General features: G+C 38.2%; 14 protein-coding genes. 5 read left to right on the top strand and 9 right to left on the bottom strand.

All coding sequences use genetic code 11. The features are described 5' to 3' along the window. Positions 1-3: 3 nt before the first annotated feature. The 4 genes from CA265_14935 to CA265_14950 form a co-directional block, all read right to left on the bottom strand. Positions 4-2,700: a hypothetical protein gene (locus CA265_14935; protein ID ARS40878.1), complete on the bottom strand. Its 2,697-nt coding sequence runs from the start codon at positions 2,698-2,700 to the stop codon at positions 4-6. Then, complete coding sequence (locus CA265_14940; protein ARS40879.1) at positions 2,684-2,917, bottom strand: hypothetical protein; 234 nt, start codon at positions 2,915-2,917, stop codon at positions 2,684-2,686. The genes CA265_14935 and CA265_14940 overlap by 17 nt, the downstream gene beginning before the upstream one ends. Before the next feature lie 257 nt (positions 2,918-3,174). After that, on the bottom strand, positions 3,175-4,479 hold the full coding sequence (locus CA265_14945) for a helicase (protein ID ARS40880.1): 1,305 nt from the start codon (positions 4,477-4,479) through the stop codon (positions 3,175-3,177). 49 nt (positions 4,480-4,528) lie between these two features. Next, positions 4,529-4,747: a hypothetical protein gene (locus tag CA265_14950; protein ARS40881.1), complete on the bottom strand. Its 219-nt coding sequence runs from the start codon at positions 4,745-4,747 to the stop codon at positions 4,529-4,531. A 237-nt stretch (positions 4,748-4,984) separates the two neighbouring features. Here CA265_14950 and CA265_14955 point away from each other — a divergent pair, with 237 nt between their 5' ends. Continuing rightward, positions 4,985-5,458, top strand: a complete 474-nt coding sequence (locus CA265_14955) for a hypothetical protein (protein ID ARS40882.1) — start codon at positions 4,985-4,987, stop codon at positions 5,456-5,458. A 304-nt stretch (positions 5,459-5,762) separates the two neighbouring features. Beyond that, on the top strand, positions 5,763-6,185 hold the full coding sequence (locus CA265_14960) for a hypothetical protein (protein ARS43006.1): 423 nt from the start codon (positions 5,763-5,765) through the stop codon (positions 6,183-6,185). Between the two features lie 10 nt (positions 6,186-6,195). Here CA265_14960 and CA265_14965 read toward each other — a convergent pair whose 3' ends face one another. The 4 genes from CA265_14965 to CA265_14980 all read right to left on the bottom strand — a co-directional run bounded on the left by CA265_14965 (position 6,196) and on the right by CA265_14980 (position 10,635). After that, positions 6,196-6,861, bottom strand: coding sequence for a hypothetical protein (locus tag CA265_14965; GenBank protein ID ARS40883.1), 666 nt, complete (start codon positions 6,859-6,861; stop codon positions 6,196-6,198). A 10-nt stretch (positions 6,862-6,871) separates the two neighbouring features. Beyond that, positions 6,872-7,897, bottom strand: a complete 1,026-nt coding sequence (locus CA265_14970; protein ID ARS40884.1) for a hypothetical protein — start codon at positions 7,895-7,897, stop codon at positions 6,872-6,874. Between the two features lie 37 nt (positions 7,898-7,934). Next, complete coding sequence (locus tag CA265_14975; protein ID ARS40885.1) at positions 7,935-9,341, bottom strand: ammonia channel protein; 1,407 nt, start codon at positions 9,339-9,341, stop codon at positions 7,935-7,937. 346 nt (positions 9,342-9,687) lie between these two features. Then, positions 9,688-10,635: a TIGR01212 family radical SAM protein gene (locus CA265_14980; protein ARS40886.1), complete on the bottom strand. Its 948-nt coding sequence runs from the start codon at positions 10,633-10,635 to the stop codon at positions 9,688-9,690. A 204-nt stretch (positions 10,636-10,839) separates the two neighbouring features. Here CA265_14980 and CA265_14985 point away from each other — a divergent pair, with 204 nt between their 5' ends. Continuing rightward, entirely contained in the window at positions 10,840-11,022 is a 183-nt protein-coding gene (locus CA265_14985) for a hypothetical protein (GenBank protein ARS40887.1), read from the top strand. Positions 11,023-11,262: 240 nt separating this feature from the next. On the opposite strand, the gene CA265_14990 is transcribed toward CA265_14985, so the two are convergent. Continuing rightward, positions 11,263-12,705: an amino acid transporter gene (locus CA265_14990; protein ARS40888.1), complete on the bottom strand. Its 1,443-nt coding sequence runs from the start codon at positions 12,703-12,705 to the stop codon at positions 11,263-11,265. A 272-nt stretch (positions 12,706-12,977) separates the two neighbouring features. Here CA265_14990 and CA265_14995 point away from each other — a divergent pair, with 272 nt between their 5' ends. Both CA265_14995 and CA265_15000 read left to right on the top strand, forming a co-directional pair. Then, a complete protein-coding gene (locus CA265_14995; GenBank protein ID ARS40889.1) occupies positions 12,978-15,224 on the top strand; it encodes a sodium-translocating pyrophosphatase in 2,247 nt (748 codons plus the stop codon). Between the two features lie 115 nt (positions 15,225-15,339). Beyond that, positions 15,340-16,815 carry an amino acid permease gene (locus CA265_15000; protein ARS40890.1) on the top strand — a complete coding sequence of 492 codons (1,476 nt, stop codon included), beginning with the start codon at positions 15,340-15,342 and terminating at the stop codon, positions 16,813-16,815. Positions 16,816-16,898 lie beyond the last annotated feature (83 nt).

Here is a 16,898-nt window from a genome sequence, read left to right on the forward strand (position 1 = left end):
CGATTAATTAAATTCAACTCCACTTAAATTTACATTCGTTCTGTTTCTTTTGTTTCCAAACTGGCTCAGATTATAACCTAAGGTTGCCTGCACAAAGCGGCTGATAAAGCGTGTCCTGTTTTCAGATATGGAATTATTGCTAATACTGGTACTAAAGAGGGCTCCCTGGTTAAACAGATCGTTGGCCTGAATAGAAAAGAGGAGTTTATTATCCTTCAAAAAGGAGGTATTTAATCCCATGTTCACCAATAAAGGGTTACCGGAATATAGATTGTATCCAAAATTTAAACTTTTAGAGGCTGAGGCATTTACCCTAAAACGTTTATTAGGAATCCAGCTGGCACTGCCATTTAAAGCCAGCACCTGGATATTCTTAATATTCTGGTTCATTACAGAATAGGTATTTGAACTAAAGCTATACGAAACGCTGGTATTAAAAGAATATTTTTTCTCATTCAGGTTAAACCTAAAAGCGTTCGAAACGTTAATTCCACTACTCCGGTTTAATACATTTTCTGTATAAAAAACATTACGGCTATAGGCGATATTTCCATTGACAGAGAGCGATAGTTTATTGGTTAACAACCTTTTATTTAAGGAATAATTTCCACCCACATTATAAATACCATTTACATTCTCATAGGTCGTTTGCTGTTTTAAACTGTTGAGCGTATCTCTCAGAAAAACCGTATTACTCACAACGCTATTAAAAGCAAAAGTTCCTGATAAACCTGCCATAATACTCAATCCCGATTTAAGGCCAAATTGATTGTAGCTTAAATCGGCGGTATGGCTGGATGTTGCTTTCAAATCTGGATTACCGATAATCAGGTTCTGTACATCATTATTGTTTCTAACGGGTTGCAGTTTATTAAAGTCGGGCGAACTCGTGTAACCATTGTAGCCAAAACTCAAATTCCCGTTGTCTTTAATCTGATAACTTAAATTGGCAGAGGGTGAAAAATTTAACTGGTAGTTTTTTAGCTCCTGTCCCGTATTCTGGTATTTACCGATAATGATGCTGGGGGAAAAATTAAGGCCTAAATTATAACTGATCCGCTTTGCATTGGTATTAAAGCCAATACCGAAATTCTGATTAATAAAATTAGATACATAATCCTGCCCCAGCGAATCGACAACAAAATCGTTCCCCAGTGGATTAGTTACCGTTGTAGTTTGCAAATTCCGGCTCCTGCTTACCGAAAAACGGTAAGACAAATTAATAAAACTATATCCTGTACTGTCGTTTGGCTTTTTTAATGAATTGGAAAACTGGAAATTACCCCCAAAATTGGAGTTCGAAGTATTATTATCAACCAATCTGTTTAGTAACGAATCTTTAACCAGTATGTTAGTGGTTTCGTTATAGTACCTGATAATGTCGTTAATTCTACTGTTTGAATTTCCTTCGCTTGTGCCAAAATTAAATCCCATAGATAGCGACCGCTTATTATTAGCCAGCCGGCGAGACCAATTGATGCTTCCATTAACATTAGGATTGCTATTCCGTGAGCCTGAATTAGACAGAAGATCCTGTTTGATAAACCCTGTTTTATTGGAAGTTGAAAACGCATCATTGCGGGTATTGGCCAAAGCCCCACTAAGCGAAATATTGAAATAATTCTTCTTTGTGGCGCCATTTAAACCCAGGTTGATGTTATTGTTTAGCGATTTAGAATTATTGGCGCTTTCTCTCAAATCGAATATGGTTCCCTGCGGATTAAACGTTTCGAGGTAATTACTCTGAATGGATTTATTAATTCCATTACTAAAATGATAAGCACCGTTAAAGCTAAATTCCTTCGAAATTTTGTCCCTGATATTACCGTTTAAACCTCCGTTGTTCATTTTGGTAAACTCATTATTGGTAATCCCATAACGGCTTCCAAAACCAATTTGCTTCGTTTTTTTCCATATACTCCCGTTACCGCCGAGGTTATGTGCATTATTGGTAGCAGAACTCATATTTACGCCGCCAAAAACACCTTTATCCATGCCGGGTTTAGTAACCAGGTTTAACATTTTCTGTGGCGTACCTACTTTTATGCCGGTAAAATTAGCTTCGTCTCCATAATCATCAATGACCTGAAGTTTAGCAATAATATCGGCAGGTAACTGCCTGATGTAATCTTCTACGTTACTGGTAAAAAAATCTTCACCATTTACCCGCAGCTTGGTCATTTTTTTCCCCATTGCCGTAACAGCACCTTTTTCGTCGACCTCAACGCCTTGTAACTGTTTGAGCAGGTCTTCCACTTTATCATTTTCTCTGATGGTGTAGGCAGCAGCATTATATTCAATGGTATCTTTTTTGATTTTAATGGGATCTACCTTTACTTTAACCTCTACATCTTCGAGACGGATGGTTTCCATTTTGAGCATAATGGGTTCTAAAACGGCGTTTTTTTTCGAAGACTCAATTTCGTAGATCGAGGCAAATGGCTTGTAGCCCAATGCAGAAATGCTAAGATAGAACTTATTGCGGCTTACTTTCGCGAATGCAAAATTCCCTTTCCCGTCAGAATTTGAGCGGAGGGTATCTTTATCAGTAATCAATCGGATGCTTACACCTTCAATAGGCTTTTTCAAAGAATCGATTACGTTACCACTTATTTTAAACTGAGACTGAGCGAGAGCGTTAACAGAAAGCGTGATCAGTATAAAAAATAATAAAAAGCATAAATTATTGCTTTTTCTCATCCCTCGGACCTCTTTTGTAAATCACAAGACCATTTAAAAAATTACGTAGAATCTGATCGCCACAAGGTTTAAAATTTTCATGGTCTTCATTTCTGAAAATATCGCCTAGTTCTGCCTTGGTTACTTTAAATCCAACAAGGTCGCATATGGTGATAATATCTTCTGTTTTTAATGATAAGGCTACTCTTAGTTTTTTTAATATATCGTTGTTGCTCATTTTTAATGTTTGAATTAGAGATTGATTAAGTGATGATTGAGTGATTGATTTAGAGAATTAGCGCATGATTGAATTAAAGCATTAATGAATGACTGAGTTATTAAATAAACGGTTGAATAAATAAATTATTGAATGACAACAAAAATAAATCTAGAACTTTAGTTCCCATTTTATCAATGAACCAATGAACCAATGAACCAATGAACCAATGAACCAATGAACCAATGAACCAATGACCAATGAACTAATAAACCAACCTAACTGGCCACTTCTAATTTAAGTTTTTTCCCTTTAATTTTTTCGCCACTTAGTGTTTTCAATAGTTTCTCTACTTTGTTTCTTTTAACGGCTATATAACTGGTCGTATCTTTCACTTCAATCAGTCCAAGATCTTCTTTTGTTAAGGTACCTTTCTGCAAAAATAAACCTACAATATCAATTTTGTTAATTTTATCCTTCTTGCCATGTGCAAGATATAATGTTACCCAATCGCTGGCTTCTGGTAATTTATATTGCTCAGATAAAACTTCTTCTTCAATATCATCTGGTAAATATTTATAATGTTCTTCTGTCGTTAAAATGGCATAAGCCGTTCCTTTTGCGTGCATCCTTGCCGTTCTGCCATTGCGATGAATATAGGCATCTTCGGTATAAGGCAATTGATAATGTACAATATGTTCTACTTCGGGAATATCGAGACCGCGGGCTGCCAAATCTGTCGTGATTAAAATCCGATGGCTGCCATTTCTAAATTTAAGTAATGCCTTTTCACGATCGAACTGCTCCATCCCTCCGTGAAAAACATCATGTCCTAAACCATTTTCGAAAAGTAAATCACTTATCCGGTCTACCGTTTCCCTGTGGTTACAGAAAACCAGCGTGTTTTTACTCCCTATTTTACTGAGTAATCTGAAAAGGTAATCTAGCTTATCGGCTGCAGGCGCTGTTATTTTTTTGAGTTTCAGATCTGGTTTTGCTTCGATATTTTTTGAAAAATCGACTTCAACAGGCGAATTCAGCTTTACAAAGGCCGGAATTTCTTCCATTTTGGTTGCAGAAGTAAGTATACGCTGTTTTAACGAAAGTAGCGAACCAATGATGTATGACATGTCATTTTCAAAACCAAATTCCAGTGCTTTATCAAATTCATCTAAAACCAAGGTTTCGATAAAAGATTCGTCAAAGTTTTGATACTCTAAATGATAAGCGATCCTGCCAGGTGTTCCGATTAAGACTGCTGGAGGATGTGCAAGATTATTTTTTTCGATGCGTACAGCGTGGCCACCATAACAGCAGTTTACTTTAAACGAAGTACCCATTTGTTTAAAAACCTGCTCTATCTGTAGGGCAAGTTCTCTTGATGGAACCAAAACCAGGGCCTGCACTCCTTTTACGCCGGCTTTTAGGTTAGAAAGTAATGGCAATAAAAAGGCCAACGTTTTCCCTGAACCCGTTGGCGCAATCAATATTACATCTTTACCAGTCTTAGCTGCTTTTACAGAAGACTCCTGCATCTCGTTAAGTGCAGCGATGTTTAATTTTTTTAAGGCATTTTCTATCATTCGGCCATAAAGGTAATCATTTCTCTTTATGCCCGGAATACAGCCTTAGTTACGGTCTGAAAAATCTTTCCCTAAGTTTCCTAAGGGTAGAAAAGTTTAATCTTTTCTCGAGCAACATTAACATGTTACCGCGTTTAGACATTGATGATAGTACTTTTTCGTTAACAGCATCAACCGAAGATAAAATCTTGTCAGCCAGTTCATCTGCAAATTTATTCGCCCTGCTATTTTGTAATAACTGAAGCTCTTGAATTAATTCTGCTTTCATAATTAAGAATTTTTAATGAATGTACAAATATTAACGGAGCGGATAATAATTTGTTTCAATAAATAATAAGATCATCCAAACAATTATCACTAACTTGTTGATAACTAACTTTTTGTTAGCAAATAAACAATCTACGCTTAACACATATTTAATTTTTAGCGCTTATTTTTATAAAAACCTGATTGCCATTTGTACCAAAGGGGATTCCTTTGGAATTAACCTCAAAAAATACAATGTATGACGTGGAAAAAATTTAGTGGTGAAATTATTCAATCTTCGATCCTTGAAGAAGTAGAAAAAGCAATTATCAGAGAAAGCGAAAACGGTTTCAAGCTTAAAGTTTGTATTGGCACCGACTCGCAGGTAAAAGGTGCGGTAACGGATTTTGCAACCGTAATTGTGCTGTTACGAGAACATCATGGCGGTTTTATGTACATTCACCAGGAAAAAAGCACACAGCAGGTAAGCATTAAAGAAAGAATGTTGATGGAAGTGCAAAAATCTATCGAAACAGCTTATTCCATCTGCGATTTACTTGACATTTATGATGTAGCGCTCGAAGTACATGCCGATATCAACACCAGCCCATCATTTAAATCGAATAAAGCGCTTAATGATGCCATGGGTTATATTTTAAGTATGGGCTTTATTTTTAAGGCTAAACCAGAAGCATTTGCCAGTTCTACCTGTGCCGATAAAATGGTGCATTAGGTAGTTAGCCGGAAAGTCTTGGGTTAGAGGTTCGAAGCTGATTATCGTCGTTTCGAGCACCGCCGAGAAATCTATAGGTCACGTTGATGATCAATATCCCTCATAGATCCCTCCATTCCGCTGCACTTCAGTCGGGATGACGAAACTCGTTACGCTCCAACTTTGCGATCGCTGTGCCCTCATTCTGCGAACTTGCGGTTAAACCTAAACTATCTTCAACAAAACCCCAACTTCGTTGTTGTGCTTTTAAAACAAAAACTTGAAAACATATAGATTAGAATTTACCCAAAAACTACCTGTTGATCTGGATACAGCATGGGACTTTTTTTCTTCGCCCATGAACCTGGCCGAAATTACCCCACAGGATATGACCTTTGATGTTACTTCACCAAATATGGTCAATACTAAAATGTACCCTGGCCTGATCATCACCTACAAGGTTTCGCCCTTGCTTGGCATTAAATTAAACTGGGTGACGGAGATCACACACGTTAAGGACAAGGAATATTTTATCGACGAGCAGCGCTTTGGCCCTTTTGCATTCTGGCATCACCAGCATCATTTCGAAAAAGTAGATGGCGGTGTATTGATGCACGATATTTTGCATTACAGCATCGGCTGGGGACCTATTGGCTTAATGGCGAATGCCATCATCGTGAATAATAAAATCAACGAAATTTTTAAATTCCGCTCTCAGAAAGTGCAAGAATTATTTGGGAAATTTTAACGCAGGCCAGCTACCATTTTTTAGTTGAAATGGTTTCTGCCTTCTTTTTGGCTTTCTCTACCCTATTCGTGGCTAAATACTTCTTGAAGTCATCGCCAAATTTTTCGATTTTGTTATAAGCACTGTTTAAAATATCCTTCCATGCGCCTGCACCAAGTTTGCCTGGTGTACGCTCTAAAGGCACGCCAATTTTTGTAGTCGCTACAAAATTTCCATAACGATCCCTCTGGTATGGGATAAACAGCATATCGGTTAACCAGAATCTGTACTTTCCATTACGCGCCTCAAAAACGAAATGATAACTCACTTCACCACTCGGATGACCGGCAACTAAAATTGTCTTATCAATTACCATTGCTCCTTTAGCTAAAATAGAAGAATCGGTAATACTTTCCTGTGTCATCGATTTTTTATAAGCTACATTAATGAAAGATTTGGCCCTTTGCAGCAAAGTATCTTTGCTTACCAATTGCGAATCTACCACCTTATAATAGATAAATTTACCGTTATCATCTTTCGAAAACTGTTTTTGTTGTGCGGATAATTGAATTGAAAGAAGAGCAAATGTTATAAAAAGAAGGTGTTTCATTTTAAATCGGTTAATAGATAAATCTAACGCTTTAAAGATAAGAAAAAGCCGTCCCGATTTCATATCGGAACGGCCTGATAATAACATTTTTATTTCCTTAAAAAGCGTAAACAGCTGCTAAAGAGAACTGGCCACCATTTGGTGCTGCAGCGCCACCTTCTTTAAAGAAAGGTTTGTCGCTGTTATGGTCTAATCTCACCTCCGGGATAAAAGTTAAACCACCAGATTTAATGTTTGCGGTAAGTGTTACGGCTGTAAAAGCTGTAGCAGGAACTGCACCGGCTGCTTTAAATTTGAAGTATTCGCCTCTCAAACCTAAAGTTACCGCATCTAATATGGCGTACTGAGGATATAAAGCTGCGCCAGCATAACTTCCTGGTACCGAACTGTCTTTAATATCGTAATTAGCTGCATTTAAACCTAATTTAAACTTTTCAGTAACCTGATATGCAGTTGTTAAATCCACAATAGTTCCGTATCCACCAAAACCAGCTCCTGATAAAGCATTGATGTAAGCGGTCCAGCCTTCTACCGGTGCAACCATTAACTGGCCACCAATAGCTGAAACACCACGAGATGCACTGTACACATTCCAATCGTTAAATAAACCAGCCATTAAACTTACTTTATCGCTGAATTTATAAGTGGCTTTGATACCGGCATTCTGGAATGGACCATTGGTAAATAAATATGAAGTAGAGTAGTTGAAGTTTCCAACCGGAGAAATCACCTCATATCCGATAAAGGTACCCATGTAACCAGCAGTCATGCTAAATTCATCTGTAAACTCGTAGTTAACATATAAATTCTGGATATTAAATGAAGAACCAGCAGCAGCGGCATCAGGGATAGATTGCGATTGTCCTCTTGGGCCAAAAGAAAGCTCTCCAACAAATGAGGCCTTGCCAGTTTTTTTCTTCAAAGCAATATCGATCATCCCCAGCGATACTGAGTTATGATCAGTTACAAATGATGTTTTTGCATTTAGTGGGTTCTTGGCAAAATCATATTTAAAGTACGTATCTACCGATCCTGAAATTTCAAGTGGTGACGTCGTGGTTTCCTGGGCCAGGACACACGTAGTGCTGGCCATTGCGAAAATAGCGGTTAAAAGTTTCTTCATGTTTGAGCTTATTTTGAGTTTAGATATTATAAAATCCTTAAGAAATTGGTTCTGTTAACGGACTGTTTCTTTCGATATAGATCGCTCTTTCTTCTACTAACAAGGTACCTTGTGAGTATTTCTCATCGTGTTGAGAAGCATCAAGACCTAGTTCTTCTTCTTCTTCAGAAACCCTGATTGGATTGATAAGATTTACCAGTTTGAAAATAACGAATGATACCACGAAACTGAAAATGATTACGATTACAGCACCTTTTAATTGTGTAATAAAGAAAGCCGGGTTACCATAAAACAATCCATCAGCACCTGCAGCATTTACGGTTTTTGTAGCAAAAACACCAGTTAACAACATACCAACGATACCACCCACACCATGACAAGGGAAAACATCTAAAGTATCATCCAGGCTGGTTTTTTGTTTCCATGAAACCACAAGGTTAGAAATAACTGCGGCAATGGCACCAATGAATATACTTGCTGAAATACTTACAAAACCTGCACCCGGCGTAATGGCTACTAAACCAACTACCGCTCCGATACAAAAACCTAAAACTGAAGGTTTTTTACCTCTTGCCACATCAAAGAACATCCACGATAAACCTGCAGCACCTGCAGCTGTATTGGTTGTTAAAAATGCTGAAACAGCTAAGCTATTGGCACCTAATGCAGAACCTGCGTTAAAACCGAACCAACCGAACCATAATAAACCTGTACCAATTAATACATAAGGGATATTAGCTGGTGGAACTTCTTTATGCTCTAAGTGAGATTTTCTACGTTTTAAAACCAATGCACCGGCTAAAGCGGCCATACCTGCAGAAATGTGTACCACTGTACCCCCTGCAAAGTCTAATACACCCATTTTAAACAAGAAACCTTGTGGGTGCCATGTCCAGTGTGCTAACGGCGAATAAACGAATATTGCGAATAACACAATAAATAAAATGTATGAAGTAAAACGGATACGTTCTGCAACGGCACCAACTACTAAACCTGGTGTAATGATGGCGAACATTAACTGAAACACCGCAAATAAAGAAAGCGGAATGGTTAAGTCTGCTCCTCCCTGAAGGTGAGGTGCTCCAGAATTTACACCTTTAAAGAAAAGGAATGTTGAAGGGTTTCCAATAAAACCACCAATGGTATCACCGAAGGCCAAACTAAATCCAACTACTGTCCATAAAACTGTAATTACTCCTGCGGCTACAACACTTTTAATCATGGTAGACAATACATTTTTACGATGAACCATTCCACCATAAAAGAATGCAAGACCAGGAGTCATTAAAAATACTAAAGCTGCGGCGATTAATATGAATGCAATATCAGGTGCACTATACTTGCCTTCATCAAAATTAGGAAGAAGTGGAATAAATAGAGCGAAAATTGCGACAATCATCAATATCGCAAAAGGCGCGTACTGTTTAAAGGAGAATTTACTCATAGTTTTTAGTTTAATTTGTTTGTATTGTTTAAATATTTAAAATATGCTTGATTTATTTTGATAAAAATACGACATAATGTAGTTTTTACACTATTAAGTTGAAATATTTTAATAAAAACGAGTAATTTTTATAAAACATACCAAAAAATAACCTCAAAATTAAAAATAACAAAAAATCAGAGCAGTTTTAATGCGAGTTTTTGATAAAAACAAAACATACTAGAAATAGCATTTTATATGATTTTACCTAAAATTTATAAAAAATTAGCTAAAAAAATTCACTATTAACCAAAAAACCCATGAAATTTCATGGGTTTTTGTAAAAAATATTAAAAATTTTGTCTTTTTAAGAAAAATACGCAGATCCTTGAACAATACCTCTTTTTTCAATTTCTTTATCCATATAGGTTTGAATTGCCGATTTGTTAAGCCCCCAGTTAGGTGCAATTAACAAATCCCAGTCAGAAATCCCAAAAAGACGTTGAATAACAATATCCGGACGTAAAAGCGGGATTAGTTCGCAAAGTAGATCGGTATACTCCTCAAGTGAGAATAACTTAAATGGCTCTTTTTTGTATTTAGCCCCCATGATCGATCCTTCTACTACATGAAGGTGGTGGAATTTAACGAACTTAATCTGAGGAAAACGGTTAATTTCGTGAATATAACCATGCATTTGTTCTCTGGTTTCCCAGGGGAAGCCAAAAATGGTATGCACACACAGATCGAGCTTACTATCTTTTAACAATTCTACCGCAGCCACAAACTCGCCATGACTACAGCCCCTGTTAATCTGATCAAGGGTTTCATCATATATAGATTCCATCCCCATTTCCAAATCTACATCAAAGCGATCGGTATAACTTTCTAATAAAGCTACCTTTTCGGCATCGATACAATCAGGACGGGTACCCACGGCAAAACCCACAATATCTTCGGTATTAATCGATAAAGCCTCGTCGTACATCATCTTTAAATAATGTACCGGCGCATAAGTATTGGTGTTCGGCTGAAAATAAACAATATACTTATCTGCTTTATAAGAAGTTTTTGCCCTAAACATGCCCTCGGCAAGCTGATCTTTAATATTTGGATTTTTACGCGAAGGCTCAGGCGTGAAAGAATCTACATTACAATAAGTACATCCACCGTAACCTTTGCTGCCATCGCGATTGGGGCAGGTAAAACCACCATCTACAATTACTTTAAACACACGTTGCCCTTTATACTTTTCGCGCAAATGCGTACCGTAATTTTTATACCCCTTGATCCCTGAATCTACAAGTGTTCCCATTATTTGCAAAAATACGGTTTTTGTTCGAGACGCGAGGTTAGATTTGAGAGATTATACAATTAGGGTTTAGGGTTTAGGGTTTAGGGTTTAGGGTTTAGGGTTTAGGGTTTAGGTGAAACAATTCCTAATGGCTAATTTTAAAAAACATTAATTTCTTTTTAGAAAAGCAAATCCTGTGTTTCATGGCAGTGTTAGTCCCGCCACATGCTCATACCTGCCCGTTCGTTCAGGCGGGCGCCTGCAGGCCTTAGGCGCAAGGCCAGTATCCGCCATGCCGGGTTTAAATCAATGAGTTCCTTGCTCAAAACCAGGCAAATTAAACCAGATGGTAGCGGGCACGGAGTGCAACGAAGTAAAGCGGACAGCGGGGCTTTCGGAACCGATTGACACCGAACACTGATTTTCTAATGTAAAACGAGACTTTAGATATGAGATTTAATAGGTAGTTACGAAGAAAAACAAAAAAGCCAATGGCAATGCGATAATTTTTGGCGTAAAAAAACCTCGCAAGCTTTAAAACCTGCGAGGCTTCTGAGTAATTCTTCATTTCGCACCGTCATCCTGAACTTGTTTCAGGATCTATCCTATCATTATGATGTTGAATTAAATTCAGCAAGACAACCTTGCCTAATCCAGCTGTTCTTTTTTATTGATAAAAAAGTAGACCGGCACACCCAGCAAAACAATCACAAGTCCTGGCCAGGTATATTGTTGTTTATAAATTAAGAGTAAAATGCAAAATGCTGCCCCGATCAATAAGTAAATAATCGGTGTAATTGGATATAACCAGGTTTTATAGGGCCTCTCAAGCTTAGGTTGTTTTATCCTTAAATAAATCACGCCAAAAACAGTAATCATATAAAAAAGCACAATCACAAAGGAGATCATATCTAACAGGTTACCATATTGTCCGCTTAAACATAAAGCAGATGCCCAAATGCCCTGCATCCACAGCGACTTTTCAGGAACTCCATTTTTATTATTTTTAAGTGCTGCTTTAAAAAACATTCCATCTTTTGCCATGGTTTGAAAAACCCTTGCACCGGCTAACACGATTCCATTAACACAACCAAAAGTAGAAATCATCACCAGCAAGGCAATTACAATGGTACCAATTCCACTGCCAAAAATTTGCTCTGAAGCGGCAACAGCAACCCGATCGTTAAGGGCAAAAGCAATGCTATCTCTGTTTAGGGTATTGAGATAGATAAAATTAACCAATAAATAAAGAATCATAACTGCTGAGGTACCCAAAACCATAGAACGTACTACATTTTTTTTGGGGTTTTCGATTTCTCCTGAAACAAAAGTTACATTTTCCCAGGCCACGCTCGAGAATACCGAACCGACCATTGCTGCTGCAATCCCCCCCATTATTGTCATACCGGAAATGGATTCCCAGCCGGATTTCAGGAAATTCCCGCTTGCATCTGTTTTAAGATTATTAAAAGCACTCGATCCAAAACCCAAATTTTCAGCCCAAAAGCTGTTCTTTACCAGGAAGAAGCCTAAAATAATTAAACCAATTAAAGCCACAATTTTAGATCCTGTAAAAATATTCTGTAAGATTTTACCACTTTCAACACCTTTTGTGTTGATATAAGTTAAAAGCAGAATAACACCAATGGCCAAAATCTGTATCCAGGTAATTTTATAGCCGCCGCTTTGAAAAATTGGAGCTGCATCGTTTAACGCAGGGATTAGATAGGCTGTAAATTTACCAAAAGCTACAGCTACAGCTGCAATAGTTCCGGTTTGAATGACCGTAAACAAGCCCCAGCCATAAAGAAATCCCATCATTTTACCGAAAATCTCTTTCAGATAAGTATACTGCCCACCTGCTTTAGGAAACATAGAAGAAAGTTCGCCATAAGAAATTGCAGCTGCAACCGTCATTACTCCGGTTATCACCCATACCACAATCAACCAATAACCAGAACCTAAGTTCCGCATGATATCGGCACTAACAATAAAGATACCGCTTCCGATCATTGAGCCCATTACCAGCATTGTCGCATCAAAAAGGCTTAATTTTCTTTTAGAAGGCCCATCTTCTTTTTCAATTTTCATTTTTAGTTGAGTTTAGTTTGTGGCTAATTTATTTAAAAAAAAGAAATTAGGCGTGCTTACCCTGTATTATTTTAATGCTGCGAATTTTTATTTGCCCTGATCATGAAAATTTTAATCACAAGAAAAATATTTTATTATCTTGCTAGCTATAAGTACGTAGTTTGGGGAGAGACGTTTGGCGCTTAGTGTTTGAGATAAACTAAACAATTAACCGATTTATACAGTTCACCAATAAACAACATAATAACCAAATATAAAACCAATTATTAACTATGGATTTTTTACAAAACAATTTAATTTACTGTATCCCGGCCCTGGGCCTTGTCGGGATTATAGTTATGATGATTAAAAGCGCCTGGGTAAACAAGCAGGATGCAGGTGATAAAAACATGCAGGAACTTGCCGGCTATATAGCCGATGGCGCCATGGCCTTCTTAAAAGCCGAATGGAGAGTATTAAGCATTTTTGCTGTTTTTACGGCTGCGCTTCTGGCCTACTCGGGAACCATTACCGAAATTAAAGGTGTTCCGATGCATTCGAGCTGGATTATCTCTATCTCTTTTATTATAGGAGCGGTATTTTCTGCAACTGCAGGTTATATCGGAATGAAATCGGCCACTAAGGCGAATGTTAGAACCACACAGGCGGCCAGAACCAGTTTAAAACAAGCATTGAAAGTTTCGTTTACCGGCGGTACCGTAATGGGCTTAGGTGTAGCTGGCCTTGCTGTTTTAGGTTTGGGTGGCTTATTTATTGTGTTTTTAAAACATTTTAACGTTGTATCTGTAAACAGCGTTGAAATGAAAACGGCTATAGAAGTTTTAACTGGTTTTTCTTTAGGTGCAGAATCTATTGCTTTATTCGCCCGTGTTGGTGGTGGTATTTACACCAAAGCTGCCGATGTTGGTGCAGATTTAGTGGGTAAAGTTGAAGCCGGGATTCCTGAAGATGATGTACGCAACCCGGCAACTATTGCCGATAACGTGGGTGATAATGTGGGTGATGTTGCCGGTATGGGCGCCGATTTATTTGGCTCATATGTGGCAACCATATTGGCCACCATGGTTTTAGGACAGGAAATTGATGTAAAAGACAATTTTGGAGGCATGTCTCCTATCCTCTTGCCGATGGTCATCTGCGGATTGGGTATTATATTTTCGATTATCGGAACCTGGTTTGTAACCATAAAAGATGAAAAATCGAACGTACAAACCGCTTTAAATTTAGGTAACTGGTCATCAATCCTGATTACGGCAGTTGCTTCATTTTTTATTGTGAAATGGATGTTACCAGAAACCCTTAACCTACGTGGTTATGAGTTTTCGAGTATAAATGTATTCTATGCCATTATTGTGGGTTTGGTAGTGGGTACCATTATGAGTCTTGTTACCGAGTATTTTACGGCAATGGGCAAAGGACCTGTAAATTCTATTATCCAGCAATCGTCAACAGGGCATGCTACCAATATTATTGCAGGTTTAGCGGTTGGAATGAAATCGACCGTGATTCCGATTTTGGTATTGGCCGGAGGGATTATGTTATCTTATCATTTTGCAGGTTTATATGGCGTGGCAATTGCCGCAGCAGGGATGATGGCCACTACGGCGATGCAATTGGCGATTGATGCTTTCGGACCAATTGCAGATAATGCAGGCGGTATTGCCGAAATGAGTCAGTTGCCACCAGAAGTACGTGAGCGTACCGATAATTTAGACGCGGTTGGAAATACAACTGCTGCCACGGGTAAAGGATTTGCGATTGCATCTGCAGCATTAACCTCTCTGGCATTATTTGCCGCTTTTGTAGGTATTGCGGGCATTACAGCAATCGATATTTATAAAGCTCCGGTTCTTGCCGGTTTGTTTGTAGGTGGTATGATCCCTTTTATCTTTTCGGCGCTTTGTATCCAGGCAGTGGGTAAAGCGGCTATGGACATGGTACAGGAAGTTCGCCGCCAGTTTAGAGAAATTCCGGGCATTATGGAATATAAAGCCAAACCAGAGTATGAAAAATGTGTAGCCATTTCTACCAAAGCCTCTATCCGCGAAATGATGATGCCAGGCGCTATCGCCTTAATTACGCCGATTATTGTCGGTTTTACTTTCGGTCCTGAAGTTTTGGGTGGATTATTAGCCGGAGTAACGGTTACGGGTGTATTAATGGGTATCTTCCAAAGTAATGCAGGCGGCGCCTGGGATAATGCCAAAAAATCTTTTGAGCAGGGTGTAATGATTAATGGCGAAATGCACTACAAAAAATCAGAACCACATAAAGCTTCTGTAACTGGCGATACTGTTGGAGACCCTTTTAAAGATACTTCGGGCCCTTCAATGAACATTTTAATCAAATTAATGTCTATTGTTTCACTAGTTATTGCTCCATACATCGCAGTTAAGGCAATTGCAGGCGAACACAAGCTAGAAGTTCGAAAAGAAATCAGAATTGAGCAAAAAACGGATAGTTTAGGACATAATATTGCCGATACTTTAATAAACACTACCGATACCTTAAGCCGTTAGTTGTAAAATCATAGATATAATAAAAGTAAAAGGGATTTTTAACCAAAATCCCTTTTACTTTTCCGTAATTTTTAATTACGTTTGGGGCTGAATTAATCTAAACAAAAACTATAATATGGGTTTATTTACTAAAAAGCCAATGCATCTATTGCTTGAAGAAGCAGGTGATTCAGGCAAAGGCTTAAAGCGCACACTTAGTGCAGGTGCATTAGTTGCATTAGGTGTTGGGGCTATTATTGGTGCCGGACTATTTGTTCGTACGGCTGCTGCAGCCGCTCAAAATGCTGGTCCATCAGTTACAATCGGTTTTATAATAGCGGCAATAGGCTGTGCTTTGGCAGGCTTATGTTACGCTGAGCTCTCTTCTTCTATTCCAATCTCTGGTAGTGCATATACTTATACTTATGCCACCATGGGCGAGTTAATGGCCTGGGTTATTGGCTGGGATTTGGTGTTAGAATATGCTGTTGGTGCTGCTACTGTAGGTATTGCCTGGAGTGAATATTTGAATAAACTACTGGTCGAAGTATTACATACCTCACCCATACCCTACGAGTGGTGCCACTCACCTTTCCAATCGCATCCTGATGGTACCGTAAATGGAATCATGAACCTTCCTGCTTTGTTTATTGTAGGTTTGTTAAGTTTACTTTTAATTAAAGGAACATCAGAATCTGCTTTTGTAAACGGTTTAATCGTAATTACCAAAGTGGGTATCGTGATCTTAATTATTGTTTTAGGATGGGGTTTTATAAACGAATCTAATCACCATCCATATATTCCAGCTGCTACAACTTATGTAGATCATGCAGGTATTAGCCATAGCTTTGGAGGTTTCTGGGGTGTTATTGGCGCTGCCGGAACGGTGTTCTTCGCCTTTATCGGTTTTGATGCCGTAAGTACTGCCGCTCAGGAAACTAAAAACCCTAAAACTGCAATGCCAATTGGTATTTTAGGATCATTAGCCGTTTGTACGGTATTATATATCTTATTCGCACACGTTTTAACAGGAATTGCACCAGTTGAGTTTTTCAGAACCAAAGGTGGTGAAGCATCTGTAGTAGCTGCAATCAGCGAATACATGACCGGATATTCATGGTTATCTAAATTAGTAACCGTAGCTATTCTAGCAGGTTTCTCTTCTGTAATTCTGGTAATGTTATTGGGCCAAAGCCGTGTATTTTATTCAATGAGTAAAGATGGTTTATTGCCTAAAATGTTCAGTGATTTACACCCGAAATTTAAAACACCTTATAAAGCAAACTTAGTGATCCTGATTATTGTAGGTTTATTTGCTGCATTTATCCCTGGTGACGTTGTTGGTGATATGACCAGTATCGGTACGTTATTTGCATTTATGCTGGTTTGTGTGGCGGTAATTATCTTAAGAAAAACTGATCCGGATCTTCCTCGTCAGTTTAAAACACCTTGGGTACCTTTAATTCCAATTTTGGGTGTTGTTGCCTGTGGTTTAATGATCCTTGGTTTAGGCTGGACAAACTGGTTAAGGTTATTTGGCTGGTTAGCACTAGGATTTATCATTTACTTCGGATACAGTAAAAAGAATTCACATTTGAAAGACGTTAAATAAGTTATATTTTCAAAAAAATAAAAGCCCCGGCCAAAAGTCGGGGCTTTTTTATGTTAAATAATTGTTAATAAAGCTACCTTTGC

Source organism: Sphingobacteriaceae bacterium GW460-11-11-14-LB5 (assembly GCA_002151545.1).
In the GTDB taxonomy this organism is placed as follows: domain Bacteria; phylum Bacteroidota; class Bacteroidia; order Sphingobacteriales; family Sphingobacteriaceae; genus Pedobacter.

Excerpts from the sequence above, each read along its gene's own strand:
- CA265_14945 (ARS40880.1), bottom strand. The coding sequence starts at position 4,479 with ATGATAGAAAATGCCTTAAAAAAATTAAACATCGCTGCACTTAACGAG.
- CA265_14950 (ARS40881.1), bottom strand. The coding sequence starts at position 4,747 with ATGAAAGCAGAATTAATTCAAGAGCTTCAGTTATTACAAAATAGCAGG.
- CA265_14965 (ARS40883.1), bottom strand. The coding sequence starts at position 6,861 with ATGTTATTATCAGGCCGTTCCGATATGAAATCGGGACGGCTTTTTCTT.
- CA265_14985 (ARS40887.1), top strand. The coding sequence starts at position 10,840 with ATGCTCATACCTGCCCGTTCGTTCAGGCGGGCGCCTGCAGGCCTTAGG.
- CA265_15000 (ARS40890.1), top strand. The coding sequence starts at position 15,340 with ATGGGTTTATTTACTAAAAAGCCAATGCATCTATTGCTTGAAGAAGCA.
- CA265_14935 (ARS40878.1), bottom strand. The coding sequence starts at position 2,700 with ATGAGAAAAAGCAATAATTTATGCTTTTTATTATTTTTTATACTGATC.
- CA265_14955 (ARS40882.1), top strand. The coding sequence starts at position 4,985 with ATGACGTGGAAAAAATTTAGTGGTGAAATTATTCAATCTTCGATCCTT.
- CA265_14940 (ARS40879.1), bottom strand. The coding sequence starts at position 2,917 with ATGAGCAACAACGATATATTAAAAAAACTAAGAGTAGCCTTATCATTA.
- CA265_14995 (ARS40889.1), top strand. The coding sequence starts at position 12,978 with ATGGATTTTTTACAAAACAATTTAATTTACTGTATCCCGGCCCTGGGC.
- CA265_14975 (ARS40885.1), bottom strand. The coding sequence starts at position 9,341 with ATGAGTAAATTCTCCTTTAAACAGTACGCGCCTTTTGCGATATTGATG.
- CA265_14990 (ARS40888.1), bottom strand. The coding sequence starts at position 12,705 with ATGAAAATTGAAAAAGAAGATGGGCCTTCTAAAAGAAAATTAAGCCTT.
- CA265_14970 (ARS40884.1), bottom strand. The coding sequence starts at position 7,897 with ATGAAGAAACTTTTAACCGCTATTTTCGCAATGGCCAGCACTACGTGT.
- CA265_14980 (ARS40886.1), bottom strand. The coding sequence starts at position 10,635 with ATGGGAACACTTGTAGATTCAGGGATCAAGGGGTATAAAAATTACGGT.